Annotated in this window: 12 protein-coding genes; 3 read left to right on the top strand and 9 right to left on the bottom strand. The window is 63.3% G+C overall.

Annotation, left to right across the window (positions count from 1 at the left end):
• Positions 1–24 precede the first annotated feature (24 nt).
• The 4 genes from LNV08_RS05815 to LNV08_RS05800 are packed head-to-tail and all read right to left on the bottom strand — an operon-like array spanning position 25 to position 3,410.
• Positions 25–801 (bottom strand): LytR/AlgR family response regulator transcription factor, encoded by a 777-nt coding sequence (locus tag LNV08_RS05815; RefSeq protein ID WP_263532724.1) that lies wholly within the window; start codon positions 799–801, stop codon positions 25–27.
• Entirely contained in the window at positions 798–1,892 is a 1,095-nt protein-coding gene (locus tag LNV08_RS05810) for a sensor histidine kinase (protein WP_263532962.1), read from the bottom strand. The genes LNV08_RS05815 and LNV08_RS05810 overlap by 4 nt, the downstream gene beginning before the upstream one ends.
• A 60-nt stretch (positions 1,893–1,952) precedes the next feature.
• Positions 1,953–2,363 (bottom strand): hypothetical protein, encoded by a 411-nt coding sequence (locus LNV08_RS05805; RefSeq protein ID WP_263532723.1) that lies wholly within the window; start codon positions 2,361–2,363, stop codon positions 1,953–1,955.
• A 12-nt stretch (positions 2,364–2,375) separates the two neighbouring features.
• The gene (locus tag LNV08_RS05800; RefSeq protein ID WP_263532722.1) at positions 2,376–3,410 is read right to left on the bottom strand and encodes a tetratricopeptide repeat protein; all 1,035 of its coding nucleotides are present in this window, start codon (positions 3,408–3,410) and stop codon (positions 2,376–2,378) included.
• Positions 3,411–3,704: 294 nt separating this feature from the next.
• Between LNV08_RS05800 and LNV08_RS05795 the strand changes: the two genes are divergently transcribed.
• Positions 3,705–4,688 carry an alpha/beta hydrolase family esterase gene (locus tag LNV08_RS05795; protein ID WP_263532721.1) on the top strand — a complete coding sequence of 328 codons (984 nt, stop codon included), beginning with the start codon at positions 3,705–3,707 and terminating at the stop codon, positions 4,686–4,688.
• A 45-nt stretch (positions 4,689–4,733) separates the two neighbouring features.
• Positions 4,734–5,474, top strand: coding sequence for a DUF2306 domain-containing protein (locus LNV08_RS05790; protein ID WP_263532720.1), 741 nt, complete (start codon positions 4,734–4,736; stop codon positions 5,472–5,474).
• Between the two features lie 21 nt (positions 5,475–5,495).
• Here LNV08_RS05790 and LNV08_RS05785 read toward each other — a convergent pair whose 3' ends face one another.
• The 5 genes from LNV08_RS05785 to LNV08_RS05765 all read right to left on the bottom strand — a co-directional run bounded on the left by LNV08_RS05785 (position 5,496) and on the right by LNV08_RS05765 (position 13,150).
• Positions 5,496–8,618: an EAL domain-containing protein gene (locus tag LNV08_RS05785; protein WP_263532719.1), complete on the bottom strand. Its 3,123-nt coding sequence runs from the start codon at positions 8,616–8,618 to the stop codon at positions 5,496–5,498.
• Between the two features lie 522 nt (positions 8,619–9,140).
• A complete protein-coding gene (locus tag LNV08_RS05780; protein ID WP_263532718.1) occupies positions 9,141–9,818 on the bottom strand; it encodes a DUF4386 domain-containing protein in 678 nt (225 codons plus the stop codon).
• Between the two features lie 133 nt (positions 9,819–9,951).
• Positions 9,952–11,337, bottom strand: coding sequence for a TolC family protein (locus LNV08_RS05775; protein ID WP_263532717.1), 1,386 nt, complete (start codon positions 11,335–11,337; stop codon positions 9,952–9,954).
• Between the two features lie 14 nt (positions 11,338–11,351).
• Positions 11,352–12,572, bottom strand: coding sequence for an HlyD family secretion protein (locus LNV08_RS05770; protein ID WP_263532716.1), 1,221 nt, complete (start codon positions 12,570–12,572; stop codon positions 11,352–11,354).
• Positions 12,572–13,150 carry a DUF3302 domain-containing protein gene (locus LNV08_RS05765; RefSeq protein WP_263532715.1) on the bottom strand — a complete coding sequence of 193 codons (579 nt, stop codon included), beginning with the start codon at positions 13,148–13,150 and terminating at the stop codon, positions 12,572–12,574. The genes LNV08_RS05770 and LNV08_RS05765 overlap by 1 nt, the downstream gene beginning before the upstream one ends.
• 91 nt (positions 13,151–13,241) lie before the next feature.
• Between LNV08_RS05765 and LNV08_RS05760 the strand changes: the two genes are divergently transcribed.
• Positions 13,242–13,571, top strand: a complete 330-nt coding sequence (locus LNV08_RS05760) for a hypothetical protein (RefSeq protein ID WP_263532714.1) — start codon at positions 13,242–13,244, stop codon at positions 13,569–13,571.
• Positions 13,572–13,621 lie beyond the last annotated feature (50 nt).

Below are 13,621 nucleotides of genomic sequence, written 5' to 3'. Positions count from 1 at the left end.
CAGCAACGCTCGGCAGGCCGGGGCCTACATCTCCTTGAAGAACTGCAAATAGCTGCGGCTCACCGGCAGGCGCTCGCTGCGGCCTTTGAGTTCGATGTCGGCGGTCTCGTTGTCGCCCCGGGTGACGCGGCGAATCGAGCGCAGATTGACGACGACCGAGCGATGCACCTGGGCAAACTGCTGGGGGTCGAGTTGCGCGACCAAGTCTTTCAGAGGCATCCGTATCAAGGCTTCGGCGGCCTGACCCTCATCGCGGTAGGCGACCAGCGTGTATTTGGTGTCGCTCTTCAGGTAATCGATATCGTCAACCGGAATCATCCGCAAGGAGCTGCCGACCGTCGCGCGCACCCAGCGCATCGGCTCCGGCTGGTCGAGCTTGAGCCGCTCGGCCAATTGCGCCAGCAGCGCCTCGGTGTGCACGGCCGGTTGCGCTGTTTGCAAGCGCGCTTGCAGCCGCGTCACGGTCTCGGCCAAGCGCGCGGCGGTGACGGGCTTGACGAGATAGTCCAGCACGCCATGCTCAAAAGCATCCAGCGCGTATTGGTCAAAGGCGGTCACGAACACCAGATGCGAACGCTTGCCGATCTGGCGCGCCACCTCGATGCCGCTCAGGCCCGGCATATGCACGTCCAAGAAGCAAATCGTCGGCTGATGTTGCTCGAACAGCTCAAGCGCTTGCCGGCCATTGCGCGCTTGCGCGACGATTTTCAAATCCGGCCAGGCGGCGGCCAAGCGCGCTTCCAGGATCTCGCGCAGCAGCGGTTCGTCGTCGGCAATCAGGGCGGTGATGTTTGTGCTCATTTCGGCTCGATCTTGAATTCAATCCTAACTTGCACGCCATGCGGCTCCACCTCGCTCAAGTCCAGCGTCGCGCTGCCGCCATAGGCCCAATGCAGGCGTTCGCGCAAAGCCGCCAGGCCGGTGCCCAGGCCTCGCCCGGTTGCCTGCAGGCCGACGCCGGTGTCGGTGACCGTCAAGCGGCAGCGACCGTCTCCTAGCAACTCGGCGCTGACATCAATGCGGCCGCCTTCTTCGCTCGGGTCAATGCCATGCTGAACGGCATTTTCCACCAGGGTCAACAGCGTCATCGGCGGGCAGCGCAAGAGATGCACGCCGCTGCCGACATGCAGGTCAAAGGCGAGGCGGTCGGGCATGCGCATCTGCATCAGCTCCAGATAGGCTCGCACCAATTCCAGCTCCTGGCCCAGCGTATTGGCCGAACCATCCAGCCTGGGCACAGCGGCGCGCAGATAAGACGTTAGGCTTTGCAGGAGCTGCGGCGCGCGCGGTGAGCCGGCTTCCACCAGCGCCTGCACATTGGCCAGGGTGTTGAACAAAAAATGCGGCTGTGCTTGCGCACTGAGCAGGCGCATGCGCGCGTCCAGCGCTTGGCGGGCCATCTCGCTGCGCTCCAGTTCGAAGTCGATCGCTTGTTCTTCCACTTTGGCCTCACGTTGGCGTAAGAGGGCAGTCAGCGCGGTCCAAGGTGCCACCAGCATGCCGGAGAGGCTCATCAGCATGAAGCCAAAGAGCCGCTTCTCCTCCTTCCAGAATTCCGGCGCACCCGCGTCGGTGCCGAGTTTGTAGAAGAGGAACACCGTGACCGGCACCACCAAGCCGACTGCCGCCACCTGCAGCGCCCAGCGCGCCAGCCAATTCGGCAATCGGCGAGGCCATTGCTCAGTCAGACCGAAAGCCAGCAGCACGACCAAGCCGGTGCCGAACACCCGCATCGGCAAACGAAAAGTCAAGCTCGCGTAGGTGAGGTTGAGCAAAAGAGTCAGCAGGGTGCAGATGATGACGACGGTGCGCACGCGGCGCCAGCCGAACAGGGCTCGCCAATCGGGCTGCGGCATCGGAGGGCTGAGTTGGGCATTGGCGGTGGAATGCATCACGGCAGAATACTCGAGTGAATGGTGGGCAGGTCGAAACAGTGGTCGCTGTAGTGGCGACTAACGCCAGCGCTGAGCGGGCTTGCGGAAGTAGTGGTGCACGATATAGCGCCACGGCAGCACCAGCGGCGTCAGCACCACCCCGGCCAAGCAGGCATAGAAGGACGCTTCCACGCCCGGCGTGACCGCCCCGCTCAGCCACAGCGGGTAGGCGATGGCCAAGATCCAGAGGACTTTCCAGATCAGCTCAAAAATCAGCAGCGGCAACATCTGCAAGGGGTAACGCAGCCCCCATACACAGAATATGGCCAGGCCGATCAACATCGCGCCCAACTCACCCCGGCGCTGCGCCCAAAGGTCGGTGTGCTGCAGCATGCTCGGGCCCCAACTGCTTGCCAGCCCCACCGTGATCAGCAAATAGAAGGCGCGCAACAGATTCAGGCGCCAGAGTGGAAGGTCTTGATCGCTCATTGGAATTCCCCTTCAGCCGAGCTTGGCCAGGCTCTTGCGAGCGTCTTCGACATTGGCCGGGTTGGCCCGCTTGTTGGCAATGAAGCGCTCGTATGCGGCCTTGGCCTGCGCCTTGTCGCCCTTGGCCAGATAGGCGTCACCGAGGCGGTGGTCGACGGGCAATTCGTCGGCGCCGTTCAGCGTCCTGGCCCGCTCCAGGTGGCGAATCGCCTCGTCCATTTGGCCCTGCGCGGCGAAGACCCGGCTCAGGCCATAGCTGCCGCTGGCCTTGTTCGGCTGATCGCGGTGCAGGCCTTCATACAGACTCTTGGCTTTGGCCAAATCCTTGTTGTCCTTCAAAAAGACTCGCGCCAATTGCATGGTGGCTTCGCGCAGCTCGTCCTGCATGGCGCCATCCTTGCTCGGCTTGGCGCCCAGCAACTCGCTCTCCATTTCGGCCCATTTCTTGTCTTCGGCGGCAATATTGACGCGGATGATGCGCGCCGTTTCGGGCTGGCTGCTGCGCACGGCGGCCTCCAGCTCCTTGGCCTTGGACACGCTGCCGCCCATCATGCCGGGCACCGTCAGATAGAGCTTGGCCAGCTGCACCCGGGCCGTGAAGCTGCTGGGGTCCAACTCCAGTGCGCGGATCCAGGACTCTTTCAAGGTCCCCACATTGCGCATGGCCTTGGCCATGCCCATATTGATCATCTGCAAACCGAGGCTCTGCGCCGAGGCCACATGGCAAACCGCCATGTTCGGGTGCTGCTCGACGCACAGCTTGGCCTGCTTGGCGCCGGCTTCGAGGCGTTTGCCGTCGCCGGCGTCGCTGAAGCTCAGAGCCAAGGACAAAGCCGCGCTGGCCTCGGCATCGGCGGCGTTGGCCTTCAAACGGGTCTGGGCGAGTTGCTCCAGCTCGACAAACTTGCCGGCATCTTGCAGTGACTCGAGCTGCGCATCTTTGAAGACGGCGGCCTGGGCCGTGCCCAAGGTACTGAACAAGGTCAGAGCGGCGATAGCGTTGACGATGCTGCGGCTGCCGCGATGGGAGATGAAAGGCGTATTCATGATCGGGCTCTCGGTAAAGTGGGTGGTTAAATTTCTAAGGACAGGGCCATTGTGTTGAGCCGTCGGCTCGTCCAAGCAGGCTCTCGGACGAGCGACGATGCGCAGGCTTTCAGGCACGATGCGGCGGGACGAGCGGCGCCCGAATCGGGAAAGTTAATGCCAGCGCGATTGGTTGCAATTGGTCGTTGCGGGGCGTCGCTCGTCCCGGCAAGGCCGTCGCCGGTCCGGCGTCGCTTGGCCACGAGCGGGCTACAAGGGCACAGTCGGCCCCGTCAATACACAAGAAGCACGGTTATGAAAAGAATTCTCCGATTCCTGCTGCGAGGCTTCTTGGGCCTACTCGCCCTGCTGGCCGTGCTGGCCGGCCTGTTCGCCTACTTTCTTTACACACCTGATCCGGAACTGCCGCAGCTGTCCGGCAACTTGAGCAAGGGCGAGATCGACGTGGCCGGCGTCAAGCGCGGCTACCGGACCTATGTGCCTAAGGACTTGCCCAAAGGCGCGCCGCTGGTCTTGGTGATGCATGGCTCGGGTGAAGGCCCCGGCCGAATCCGCATCGGCACCGGCTACGCCTTCGAGCGCCTGGCCGATCAGCATGGCTTCGCCCTCGTCTACCCCAAGTCCTTCGCTTCCGACTGGAACGACTGCAGCCGCATCGGTGACAAGGAGCTGAACGGCGTCAGAGGCGACGATGTGGGCTACTTGGCCGCGCTGGTCGATAAGCTAGTCGCCGAGCTGTCGCTCGACCCGGCGCGCGTGTTTGCGACCGGCGTTTCCAACGGCGGCTCGATGGCGATGCGTTTGGCGCTGGAGCAGCCTAGCCGCTACAAGGCCGTGGCCGCCGTGGTCGCCAATGTGCCGGCGCCTGAGAACTTCCAATGCCAGCCGGCGGCGCAAAAAGCCACTTCGGTGATGATCATGAACGGCAGCGAGGACCCGCTGGTGCCCTATGCCGGCGGCGAGATCAGTCTGCTGGGTCTGTTCTACAAGGGCGGCCCGATTGTTTCCTCACGTGCTTCGGCACAGTATTTCGCCGATTGGGCTCAGCTGACCGGGTCACCCCAGACCAGCGAGCAAACCGTCGCCGAGGGTGTGCGCGTTGAGCAGAACCTCTGGAGCCAGGGTGGCAAGGCCGAGGTGGAACTGGTGAGCATTCACGGCGGAGGGCACGGCCTGCCGCAGCCTTACTCGAAGCGCCCGCGGCTCTTGGGCCCCTCGCCGATGGAGCCGAACGGCCCGGCCATGATCTGGGCCTTCTTCGAGCGGCAGCCCAAGTAAACAGCGCAATAGACGCAATCCTCTGAATTACGGAGTTATTAAAAAATGACCGTCCTTTACATCGCCCCCGAGAGTTCCGCCCTGGTTCACGCCGCCGCTGCAGCGGTGCTCTACCTGCACATCGGCGCCGGCAGCGTCGGCCTCTTGTCTGGTACGGCCGCTTTTGTGTGCCGAAAGGGCACCGACCTGCACCGCCTGATCGGCAAGATCTTTGTCGCTTCGATGCTGATCATGTCCGGCATCGGTGCCGTCGTGGCGCCGTTTTTGCCGACGCCCGAGCGGGCCTCGGTGATTGCCGGCATCCTGACCTTCTACTTGGTCTTGAGCTCATGGATGGCGGTCAAGCGCAAGCCGGGCCAGATCGGACGCTTCGACTACGGCCTGCTTTTGACCTCCTTGAGCGTCACCGTTGCGGGCGCCTACTTCTTCTGGCTGGCCTCGCAGAATCCGCGCGGCATGCTGGATGGCCAGCCGGGCGCGGCCTTTGTGATGTTCATGATCATCGGTAGTTTGGCGGCAGTCGGTGACCTGCGTTTGATCTTGAATCGCGGCGTCACTGGCGCCACGCGGCTTGCCCGCCATCTTTGGCGCATGACGGTGGCCTTGTTCATCGCGGCCAATTCGCTCTTCCTGGGGCAGCAGCAGGTCTTCCCGAAGGCGGTGCAAAAGTCCGGCCTGCTGAATGTCCCGGCGCTGCTGATATTGGGCTTGCTGCTGTTCTGGCTCGGCCATGTGGCCTGGGGTGCACATAAGCGCAGGCGGGCTCGCCGGCTGCAGGCCGCGTAAGGCCACCTGAGATAAGCCCCGCTACCGAGCCGGCGCTGGCTGCAAGAACAGCTGCTCGAACTCCAGGGCCGGCAGCGCCTTGGCAAACAGATAGCCTTGCGCAAAGTCGCAGTTGATTTGGCGCAGCAGGTCTCTTTGCGCCTCGGTCTCGACGCCCTCGGCGATGACCTGTATGCCCAGCTTGTGCGCCATCACCACGATCGCTTCGCACAGCGACAGGTCGTGCGAATCCGGCGCCAGATTGCGGGTGAAGGATTGGTCGATCTTCAAAAAGTCGACATCAAGTTTCTTCAGGTAAGACAGTGAGGAATAGCCGGTGCCGAAGTCGTCAATTGCGACCTGAACCCCCAGGTCGCGGTATTCCAAGAGCCGGGCAGCGACACGCATATCGTTGTCCATCAAGACGCCCTCGGTGATTTCGACCACGATGTCGCTGCCGCTCAGGCCCAGCTGCTCCAACAGGATGAGCCAGTCTTCCTGCTGATGCTGATCCGCCAGAAACTGCACCGGCGATTTGTTGACGCTGATTTGGAGCTCAACCCCCAGCCGCTGCTTCCAATCGACAACTTGCGCGATGGCCTGACGCATCACCCAGGCACCGATCGGGTTGATCAGGCCGGTCTCTTCGGCAATGGGAATGAATTGACTCGGCGGAATCTGGCCCCTCGTCGGATGCAGCCAGCGCAGCAAGGCCTCGGCCTTGCGGACGCTGCCGCCGGCCAGATCAACGATAGGCTGGTAGTGCAGCGTCAGTTGCCCGGCGCCCAAGGCATGGCGCAGATCGCTGGCCAGCACCATATGTAGCAAGGCGTCGTCCTGCATGGCGCGGGTGAAGAAACGGAAGCAGTGACGCCCCTGGCCCTTGGCCACATACATGGCCTGGTCGGCGTTCTTGGTCAAGTCGATCACCGTGGTCGCGTCGTCCGGATAGATGGCGATGCCGATGCTGGCCGAGACATGAAGTTCGGCGCCGCGCAGCAGATAGGGCAAGGAGACCCGTTCGATGATCTTCTGCGCCAGGGCGCCGATCACGGCCAGGTCATGCAGCTCCGGCAGCAGCACGGTGAACTCGTCGCCGCCGAGGCGGGCCACGGTGTCGCAGTCGCGCACCGAGTCCTTGATGCGCAAGGCGGCTTCCTCCAGCAATTCATCGCCAACATCGTGACCCAGCGTGTCGTTGACCTCCTTGAAGTGGTCGAGATCGATGAATAGCACCGCAACGCGCTCTTGGTCCCGCTGCGCCTTTTTGATTAACTGCTCGAGCCGATCATGGAACAGCTGCCGGTTGGGCAGATGCGTGAGGCCGTCGTAGTTGGCCTGCAGCCAGATTTTTTCTTCAACCGCCTTCAGGGCGCTGATGTCGGTGTGGGTGCCGACCATGCGCAGCGGCTGCCCCTCGGCACTGCGGCTGACCACGCTGCCGCGCGCATAAATCCACTTGTAGTCGCCGTTCTTGCAGCGCAGCCGGTACTCCGCCGCATAGGCCTCGCTGCGTCGCTGCAGATAGTCGTCGATGATCTGCAGCAAGCGGGGCTTGTCGTCGGGGTGGATCAGCTCCATCCAGGCCTGATGGGTGCGCGGAAATTCGCCGTCTACATAACCCAGCATTTCCTGGTAGCGCTGAGAGTAATGGGCCTCCTCGGTTTCGAGATTGAGGTCCCAGACGCCATCGCCGGCGCTTTCAAAGGCGAAACGCCAGACGAATTCAGCCGCCTTGCGGGCACTGATGTCATAGAAGTTCACCACCACCTTGTCGATGCGCCCCTGCGCATCCAGGTCGGCAAAGGCCGAGACCGAGACCCAGGTCAGTGATTGTTGGCTCGGCTTCTTGATGGCGAACTCCATATCCCGCAAGGGTTCACCGGTTTGGATCACCAGGCTGACCGGGTATTGCTCGGGCCGCAAGATCACGCCCGCTAAGTCCAGAAAGCACCAGGCCGGATCAATCGCCATGCGGCCCTGCATCTGTTCATCGGACAGACCCAGAATCTCGGCCGCGCGGGCGTTGCTGAAAAGGATGCGGGTGTCGGGGGCGTGGACGACGATGCCTGCATCGAGCTTTCTCAGCAAATTGAGATGCTGCGCTTCGGCATCCATCAAGGCCTGGTGTTCAGCCCGCAAGGCGGCTTCTTTGGCCTGCATCGAAGCGATGAATTCGTTCTGCTGCCGCATGGTCAGATTCATCTGCCGCACCAGCTTGAACAAAGCAAAGGCGAGGGCCGCGACCAGCGCGCCGAGGATCAAGGCCTGGGTGCGCCAATGTCCCAGCTCTTGCTCACGCGCCAGCCCGACGTTGACCAGATAGCCATACTTCTGGCTGCGCCGGTAGGAATAGCTGCGGCTCAGTGCATCGAGGCTGGAGCCATCGCTGATATAGCTGCCCTCTTCGGGCTTGAGCCGCATTGCCTGCAAGGCGGGTTCAGACAATAGTCGTGTGCCCAAGGCAATCGGGTTGTCGTGGCCAAAGGTCTGCCGCGCCATCAAGCCCAAATCCCGGTCGCGCAAGGCGATCGATCCGCCGGGCGCCATTTTGATCTGCGCCAGCATCTGCTCCAAGTCAGCCAGTGCGATGGACGCGTAAACGGTGCCGCCGAAGCCGCCGTCCGCACGCTTGATGCGGCGCGCAAAGGTCCACAGCAAGCGCTTGTCAATGCGGCCGACGACGGGCTTGGCGACATAGAGGCCCAGGCTGGCGTCATCACGCAAGTGAACGAAAAACTCGCGGTCGGCCATGGAGGCCTTGGTCGACGGGGCATCCAGGCCGTAGATCACCTGACCGAACTCGTCCGTGGCTCGCAAGAATGCCACATGGGGCACGCGCTGCTGCTGGCGGCTCAGCAGCGCGGTAATCTCTTGCGGGTCCGGCGTGCCGCCGGCCTGCTGATGCTCGATCTCATCGGCTGCGGCCTGCAGGGCAACGTCCAAGGTGTCGATCAGCCCATCAAACGTACCCTCCAACGCCCGAGCCAGATGCTGGGTGCCGCCGTTCAGCCGGGCCTCCATCTCCTGGCGCAGATGCCAAGCGGCATAGAGGGCGGCCAGCAGCGCGATCAGGACAATGGTGCTGGCGCCGGCATAGAGCCGAAATGTCGTGGTCTTGCCTTGCTGTGGCTGCGTTTCCCTGGCACTTTGGCTTGCTTGCATGTCCATGAAGTCGAGACGGCTAGTGGCCTGGAACGCTGAAATGGGAGTCGAGGGACGCGCGAGGCAGCGTGCAATGCAAGGCGCGAAGCACAGCGATGCCAAGTGGCATCGCAAGCATTCGCAACGCGGCAGAGTGCGGTGCATCGCGTGGACAGCGACTTCTGATTTCAGTGTTGCAGGTCACAGGGGTTTTGCATGACGGCGCTTGTTTCAGCATATCCGCTCACGCTCGTTTTAGGTGGCTGCTCGACTAGATTTTCAAAAGCCAGCTGCATTCCATCCGAGGTGGCTTTGGGCCCATGAAGGTGGGCTGCGCCGACCTCAAGAACGCCAACGACAAGGAACGCAGTCGTCAGCAACAGCCAGGCCATAGCCCGCATCGCCGCCGCCGTTTCATGCCGCTTCGGCGTGGACGGGCTAAGGTGGTTCAGAGCCTTTTCGTCCTGCAGGAACCGCCCTATGTCTTTGCCTTCATCACGCAGCAAGGCCTGCGTTACTTGGCGGCCTTGCTGTGAGCCGAGCTTAGGCGGGGCGAGCCAGCGCCTTGGGCGTGAAGCCTCTGAGCAGCAGCGTCAGGCTCAAGACCAGCAGCATCAAGGCGATCGGCGCCAGCACGGCGAGGTTCATGGGCTGCATGAACAGCGCCGAGCAAATGCCCACCATCTGAATGGGTGCGGCCACCAGCCCGATTGCCGGGATGATGCGCGGCACCAAGTTGGAGCGGAACAGGGCCAGGAACAACACAAAAACCGAAGTGCCGCCGATCAGCTTGTCGATGTAGTGGATGCCGTGGCGGGCGGCCCCGACCATGCCGCGCATCACTTCGAACAGCGCCGGGTCCAGCCCCGGATTCTTCGCGTATTGCAGGCTCAGGGCGCGCATGGCCAGAAAGTTCGCCTGTTCCACCGCACTGGTCGCGACGACGATGGCGCTCAGCATGACATAGGCAAGCGCCAGCGAAGGGCTGGTCTGGCGCAGGATGGGCCAGGCCAGAATGGCGGCGGCCATGATCATCAGGCTGGTGACGATGCCCAGCACCGCGCTGGCGCCAAACAGCGCGGGCACTTGCGCGCCGTTTTGGAGCCAGCCCGGTTCGGCGAAGATAGCAGTGGTGAGGCCGAAGTTGTTCCACAGGCCCAGCAACATAGCGGTCAACAAGAGCCCTCCCATCAATCGGCCTGTCTGTTTTTCGGTCCTCATCAAGCGCTCCAGCTGTTGGTAGATGGCCGCATCATCCGTCCCGCTGTGGGCCCAGGGCGCGGCCGACCGATGAAGTACGGTTGCGTCTGACGAAGTACGGCAAGACCCGATCGACGCGGCCGCAAACTGCGGCCTACTTAGGCCCCAACACCTCGCCGCCCAGCGCCAGATGCAGCTGTACGCGTTGCAGGCGCTGCTCCGATTGCAGTCGCAGCAAGCTCATGCTGGCGCCCAGCGTCTCCAGTTGCTGCTGCTGGACGCTGCGCAGATCGCGCGAGCCAACCTGATAACGCTCATGTTCCAGACCCAGGGCGCGCTGGTTCTCGCTCAAGCCCTGGCGCAGCAAGGGCTCGCGTTTGGCCAGCGCGGCCTCATTGGCCAGCGCCGTCTCGACCTCATTGAAGGCTCGTTGCGCTATTGCGGCAAAGGCCGCTGCCGCCTGCTTTTGTTCAAGGCCGCGCAGCTCCACCTGGGCCTGCAGCTGGCCGCCGTTCAAGAGCGGCACCAGCACCGAGGCGCCGGCGCCAAAACTGGGTTGGTCGCGTTCTTGCAGCACGAAGATGCTGCTCGACACCGTGGACAACGCCGCCGTCAGCGACAGCCTGGGCAGGCGCGCCGCGCTCGCCTCGCCGCTGCGCGCAAAGGCGGCTGCGACCTTGCGTTCGGCCGCGATCACATCCAGCCGGCGCTCCAGCAACTCGGACGGCAGACCTGTTGGCGGCAACGGCGGCAGGCTGGCCAGCTCGGTCGGCAGCTCGATCTCGGCCGCCGGGTAGCGGCCCAAGATCATTTCCAAGGCCCGCTTCGATTGGCTCAAAGACAGTTTGATCTGCTCGCCACCATCCCGCAGGCCGTGCAGATTGGCCAGGGCCAAAGCCACTTCGGCCTCGGAGCCCACGCCGACACGGCGCCTGTCCTCGGCCAGCTGGGCCAGCTTTTCAGCGGCTTGCTGCATCTCGGTGTTGAGGCCCAGCTGGCGGCTCGCTTCGGCGGCCAGGAACCAGGCCTTGGCGAGCGTGGCCAGCAGCGACTGACTGGCGAAGCGCTGGTCGGCTTGGGCCGACTGGTATTGCGCATCGGCGGCGGCCTGGCCATAACGCAAACGCCCCCAAAGGTCGATTTCCCAGGAGCCCTGCAAGATCAGGCCGGACAGCTGGCTGCCGCCGTTATTGACCTTGCCGCCGCTGCGACCGAGCAGATTGACCTCCGGGTAGAGCCCACCGCCGGCCGCTTGCAGCGCCACAGCGGCGATCTCGACCCGGCTGGCCGCCACGCGCAAGTCCTGGTTATAGGCCAGCGCTTCGTCGGCCAAGGCGTTCAAGCGCGGGTCATTGAAGCTTGCCAACCAGCCGGCTTCGAGCTTGCCCGCCGAACCACCTGCGCGCCATTCCTGCGGAGCTTTGGCATGCGCCAGTTCGAGTTCGGCGAGTTGGCTGCTGCTGGGCGGGCTTTGCAGTGTGCAGCCTCCAAGCAGCAGAGCGGCGGCTGCTGAAGTGATGCCGGTGAGGGTGAATTTCATCGCGGGCAGCCCGTTCAATGCAGCTTCAACACAAGGTAGTTGACCTTGGTGCTGACGCGCAGCAAGACCTTGCGCAAGATGTGCAGTGGCGCCATGCCGTCGGTGAAGATGGCGCCGTCGCCGATCGCGCCTGCGGCCAGGAAGGTGTCGGCATCGGCCGCATCCACGATCAACTTGACCGGAAAGCGCCCTGGCGCGATCGGGCCATAGCCGGTGGTTGGCAGTTGGGTGCTGTTGCCGACCTGACCCTGGCCCTGCGCCCAGACGATGGAATCGACCTTGGCCTTGAAGACATGGCCGGGGTGGGTAGGAAGGATGAACTCGGCCTCGTTGCCGGGCTGCACCTGATGCAGCTCGTTCTGATGGAAGAGGGCGATCACCTGGGTCGTGTTTTCGACAAAGGTCAGCGCCGGCGTGATCGGGAAGGCGGCGGTGAAGCTGCCCGGGCGCAGCTGCACATTGATGGCGTAGCCGTCGGCGGGGGCCGTTACGACGGTTTGCGCCAATTGCCAGCGCGCGTTTTCCAGCTGGGCGCGCACCTGCGCCACTGGTGCAAACTCATCGCCGACCTTGCCGCCGATGCGCTGGCGAATCTGCCGCTGGCTGGCCAAGGCCTGTGCCTCGGCGGCACGTGACTGGGCCAGCACGCCGCGCGCGGTGTCGAGTTGCGCCTCCAAGGCCTTGGCGTCGGTTTCGGCGGCTTCCAGCGTGAAGCGGTCGCCGGCGCCGGTCTTCACCAGCTCGGTGTTCTCGGCGACCCGCCGGCGCGCCAGCTCCATGCGCACCTGCACCTCGCGGATGCGTGCCTCGGCCTGCTTGACGCCGCCGCGTGCGGCGTCCACGCCCGCCGCTGCGCCGCCGGCCTGCTCATCCAACTCGCGCGAGTTGGCCTGGGCATTGGCCAGTTGGGCCTCCAGCGCGCGCACGGTCAGCGCGTAATTGGTCGGGTCGATGCGGAACAGCACATCGCCCTTTTTGACCGGCCGGTTCGGCTCAATGGGGACGTCGATGACCCGCCCGCCGACCTGCGGCACCACATTGATCACGTACTTGATCACCCGCACATCGCTGCTCGACGGCGCGAACACATTGAGCAGCATGATGGCAGTGGTCAAGGCCACGATGGGAATCGTCACCACGATCACTTGCGAGGTGGTGGTCCAGGGCAGCCACTTGAACTTGAAGAAAATCAACCAGACGAAGAAGGCGTAAATGCCGAGCAGCAGGGCGTCCATCAGGCTTTAGCCTCCGTAGTCACGCGGCCGGCCTCGAGGGCGTGCAGCTCGTCGCGCAAGCTCTTCAACTCAGGTGCCAGTGCGCCTTTGCTGTGCATCACGTCGAGCTCGTCGCGCAGATGGCGGCGTTCGTCCTCCGAGAGCAGGCCGTCGCGCAGCTTCTGGGCCATCTCCAAGTGGTAGTCCTCATGCTTGTCGGTCCCGTAAGCCGCGCGGTAAGACACCGGTTTGGTATAGGCCCACAGCCAAGCCAAGGGCCACAACAAGCCGCCGAAGACCAGCGACAACAGGCACAAGACCTGGATCGCTTTGGTTTGCGGGTGGTGGCGCTTGTGCGCAATCTTCTCCGGCATCACATGCACCATCCAGAACGCCGCCAAGGCTGCGATCGGGATCACGCAGATCACGAACCAGGACATCGCGTTGGCGATCGTGTCCACCATGGGGCCACTATGAGCCCCCGAGGCTTGGGCCGGTAGGGCCAGCAGCCAAAGCGCGGAGATTGTTGCCGCTTGAGCGGGCGATAACTTCATCCGGATATTGGGCAAGATACTCTCCAGCGACTTATTTCGGCGCATGCTACCTCAGCATCTCAACGTAGCGCCATCGGTATTGGCCGTTACAGTAGAGGCTCTGATCAACGTGTAGCGATGAGCATGGGAGTTAGCAATGAGCTTGGAACCCGACTACCGCAGCGGCCGCTGGGCCATGCATTTCGAAGAGATCGACAAAGAGATCGTCACGCTGGCTTTGATGTGCGAGCTGCCCTTGGCAACGCCGGGAGCGCTGGAGCGTGTCTTGCACGGTGACATCAGTGTCTGCGGCAAGGAGAAGCCGGCCGCCTTTGGCAAACTGCGTGGGCTCTTGATGCTGCATTACTCGGATCAAGCCAAGGCCATTGAGGCGCTTGGCCCCGAGCAGGCGCTCGCCCTGGTGGGCCAGGTGGTGGAACGTCTACGTGAGCGCTTTGGTGACCGCCTGGGCGCTCCCGAGGCTTGATGAGGCCGTCCTGGCCATGGCCTTTGAGCCGTGACCTCCAACAGCAGGGA

The organism is Paucibacter sp. TC2R-5, assembly GCF_025717605.1.
Classification (GTDB): domain Bacteria; phylum Pseudomonadota; class Gammaproteobacteria; order Burkholderiales; family Burkholderiaceae_C; genus Paucibacter_A; species Paucibacter_A albus.
This window is presented reverse-complemented; position numbering and strand designations above follow the sequence as displayed.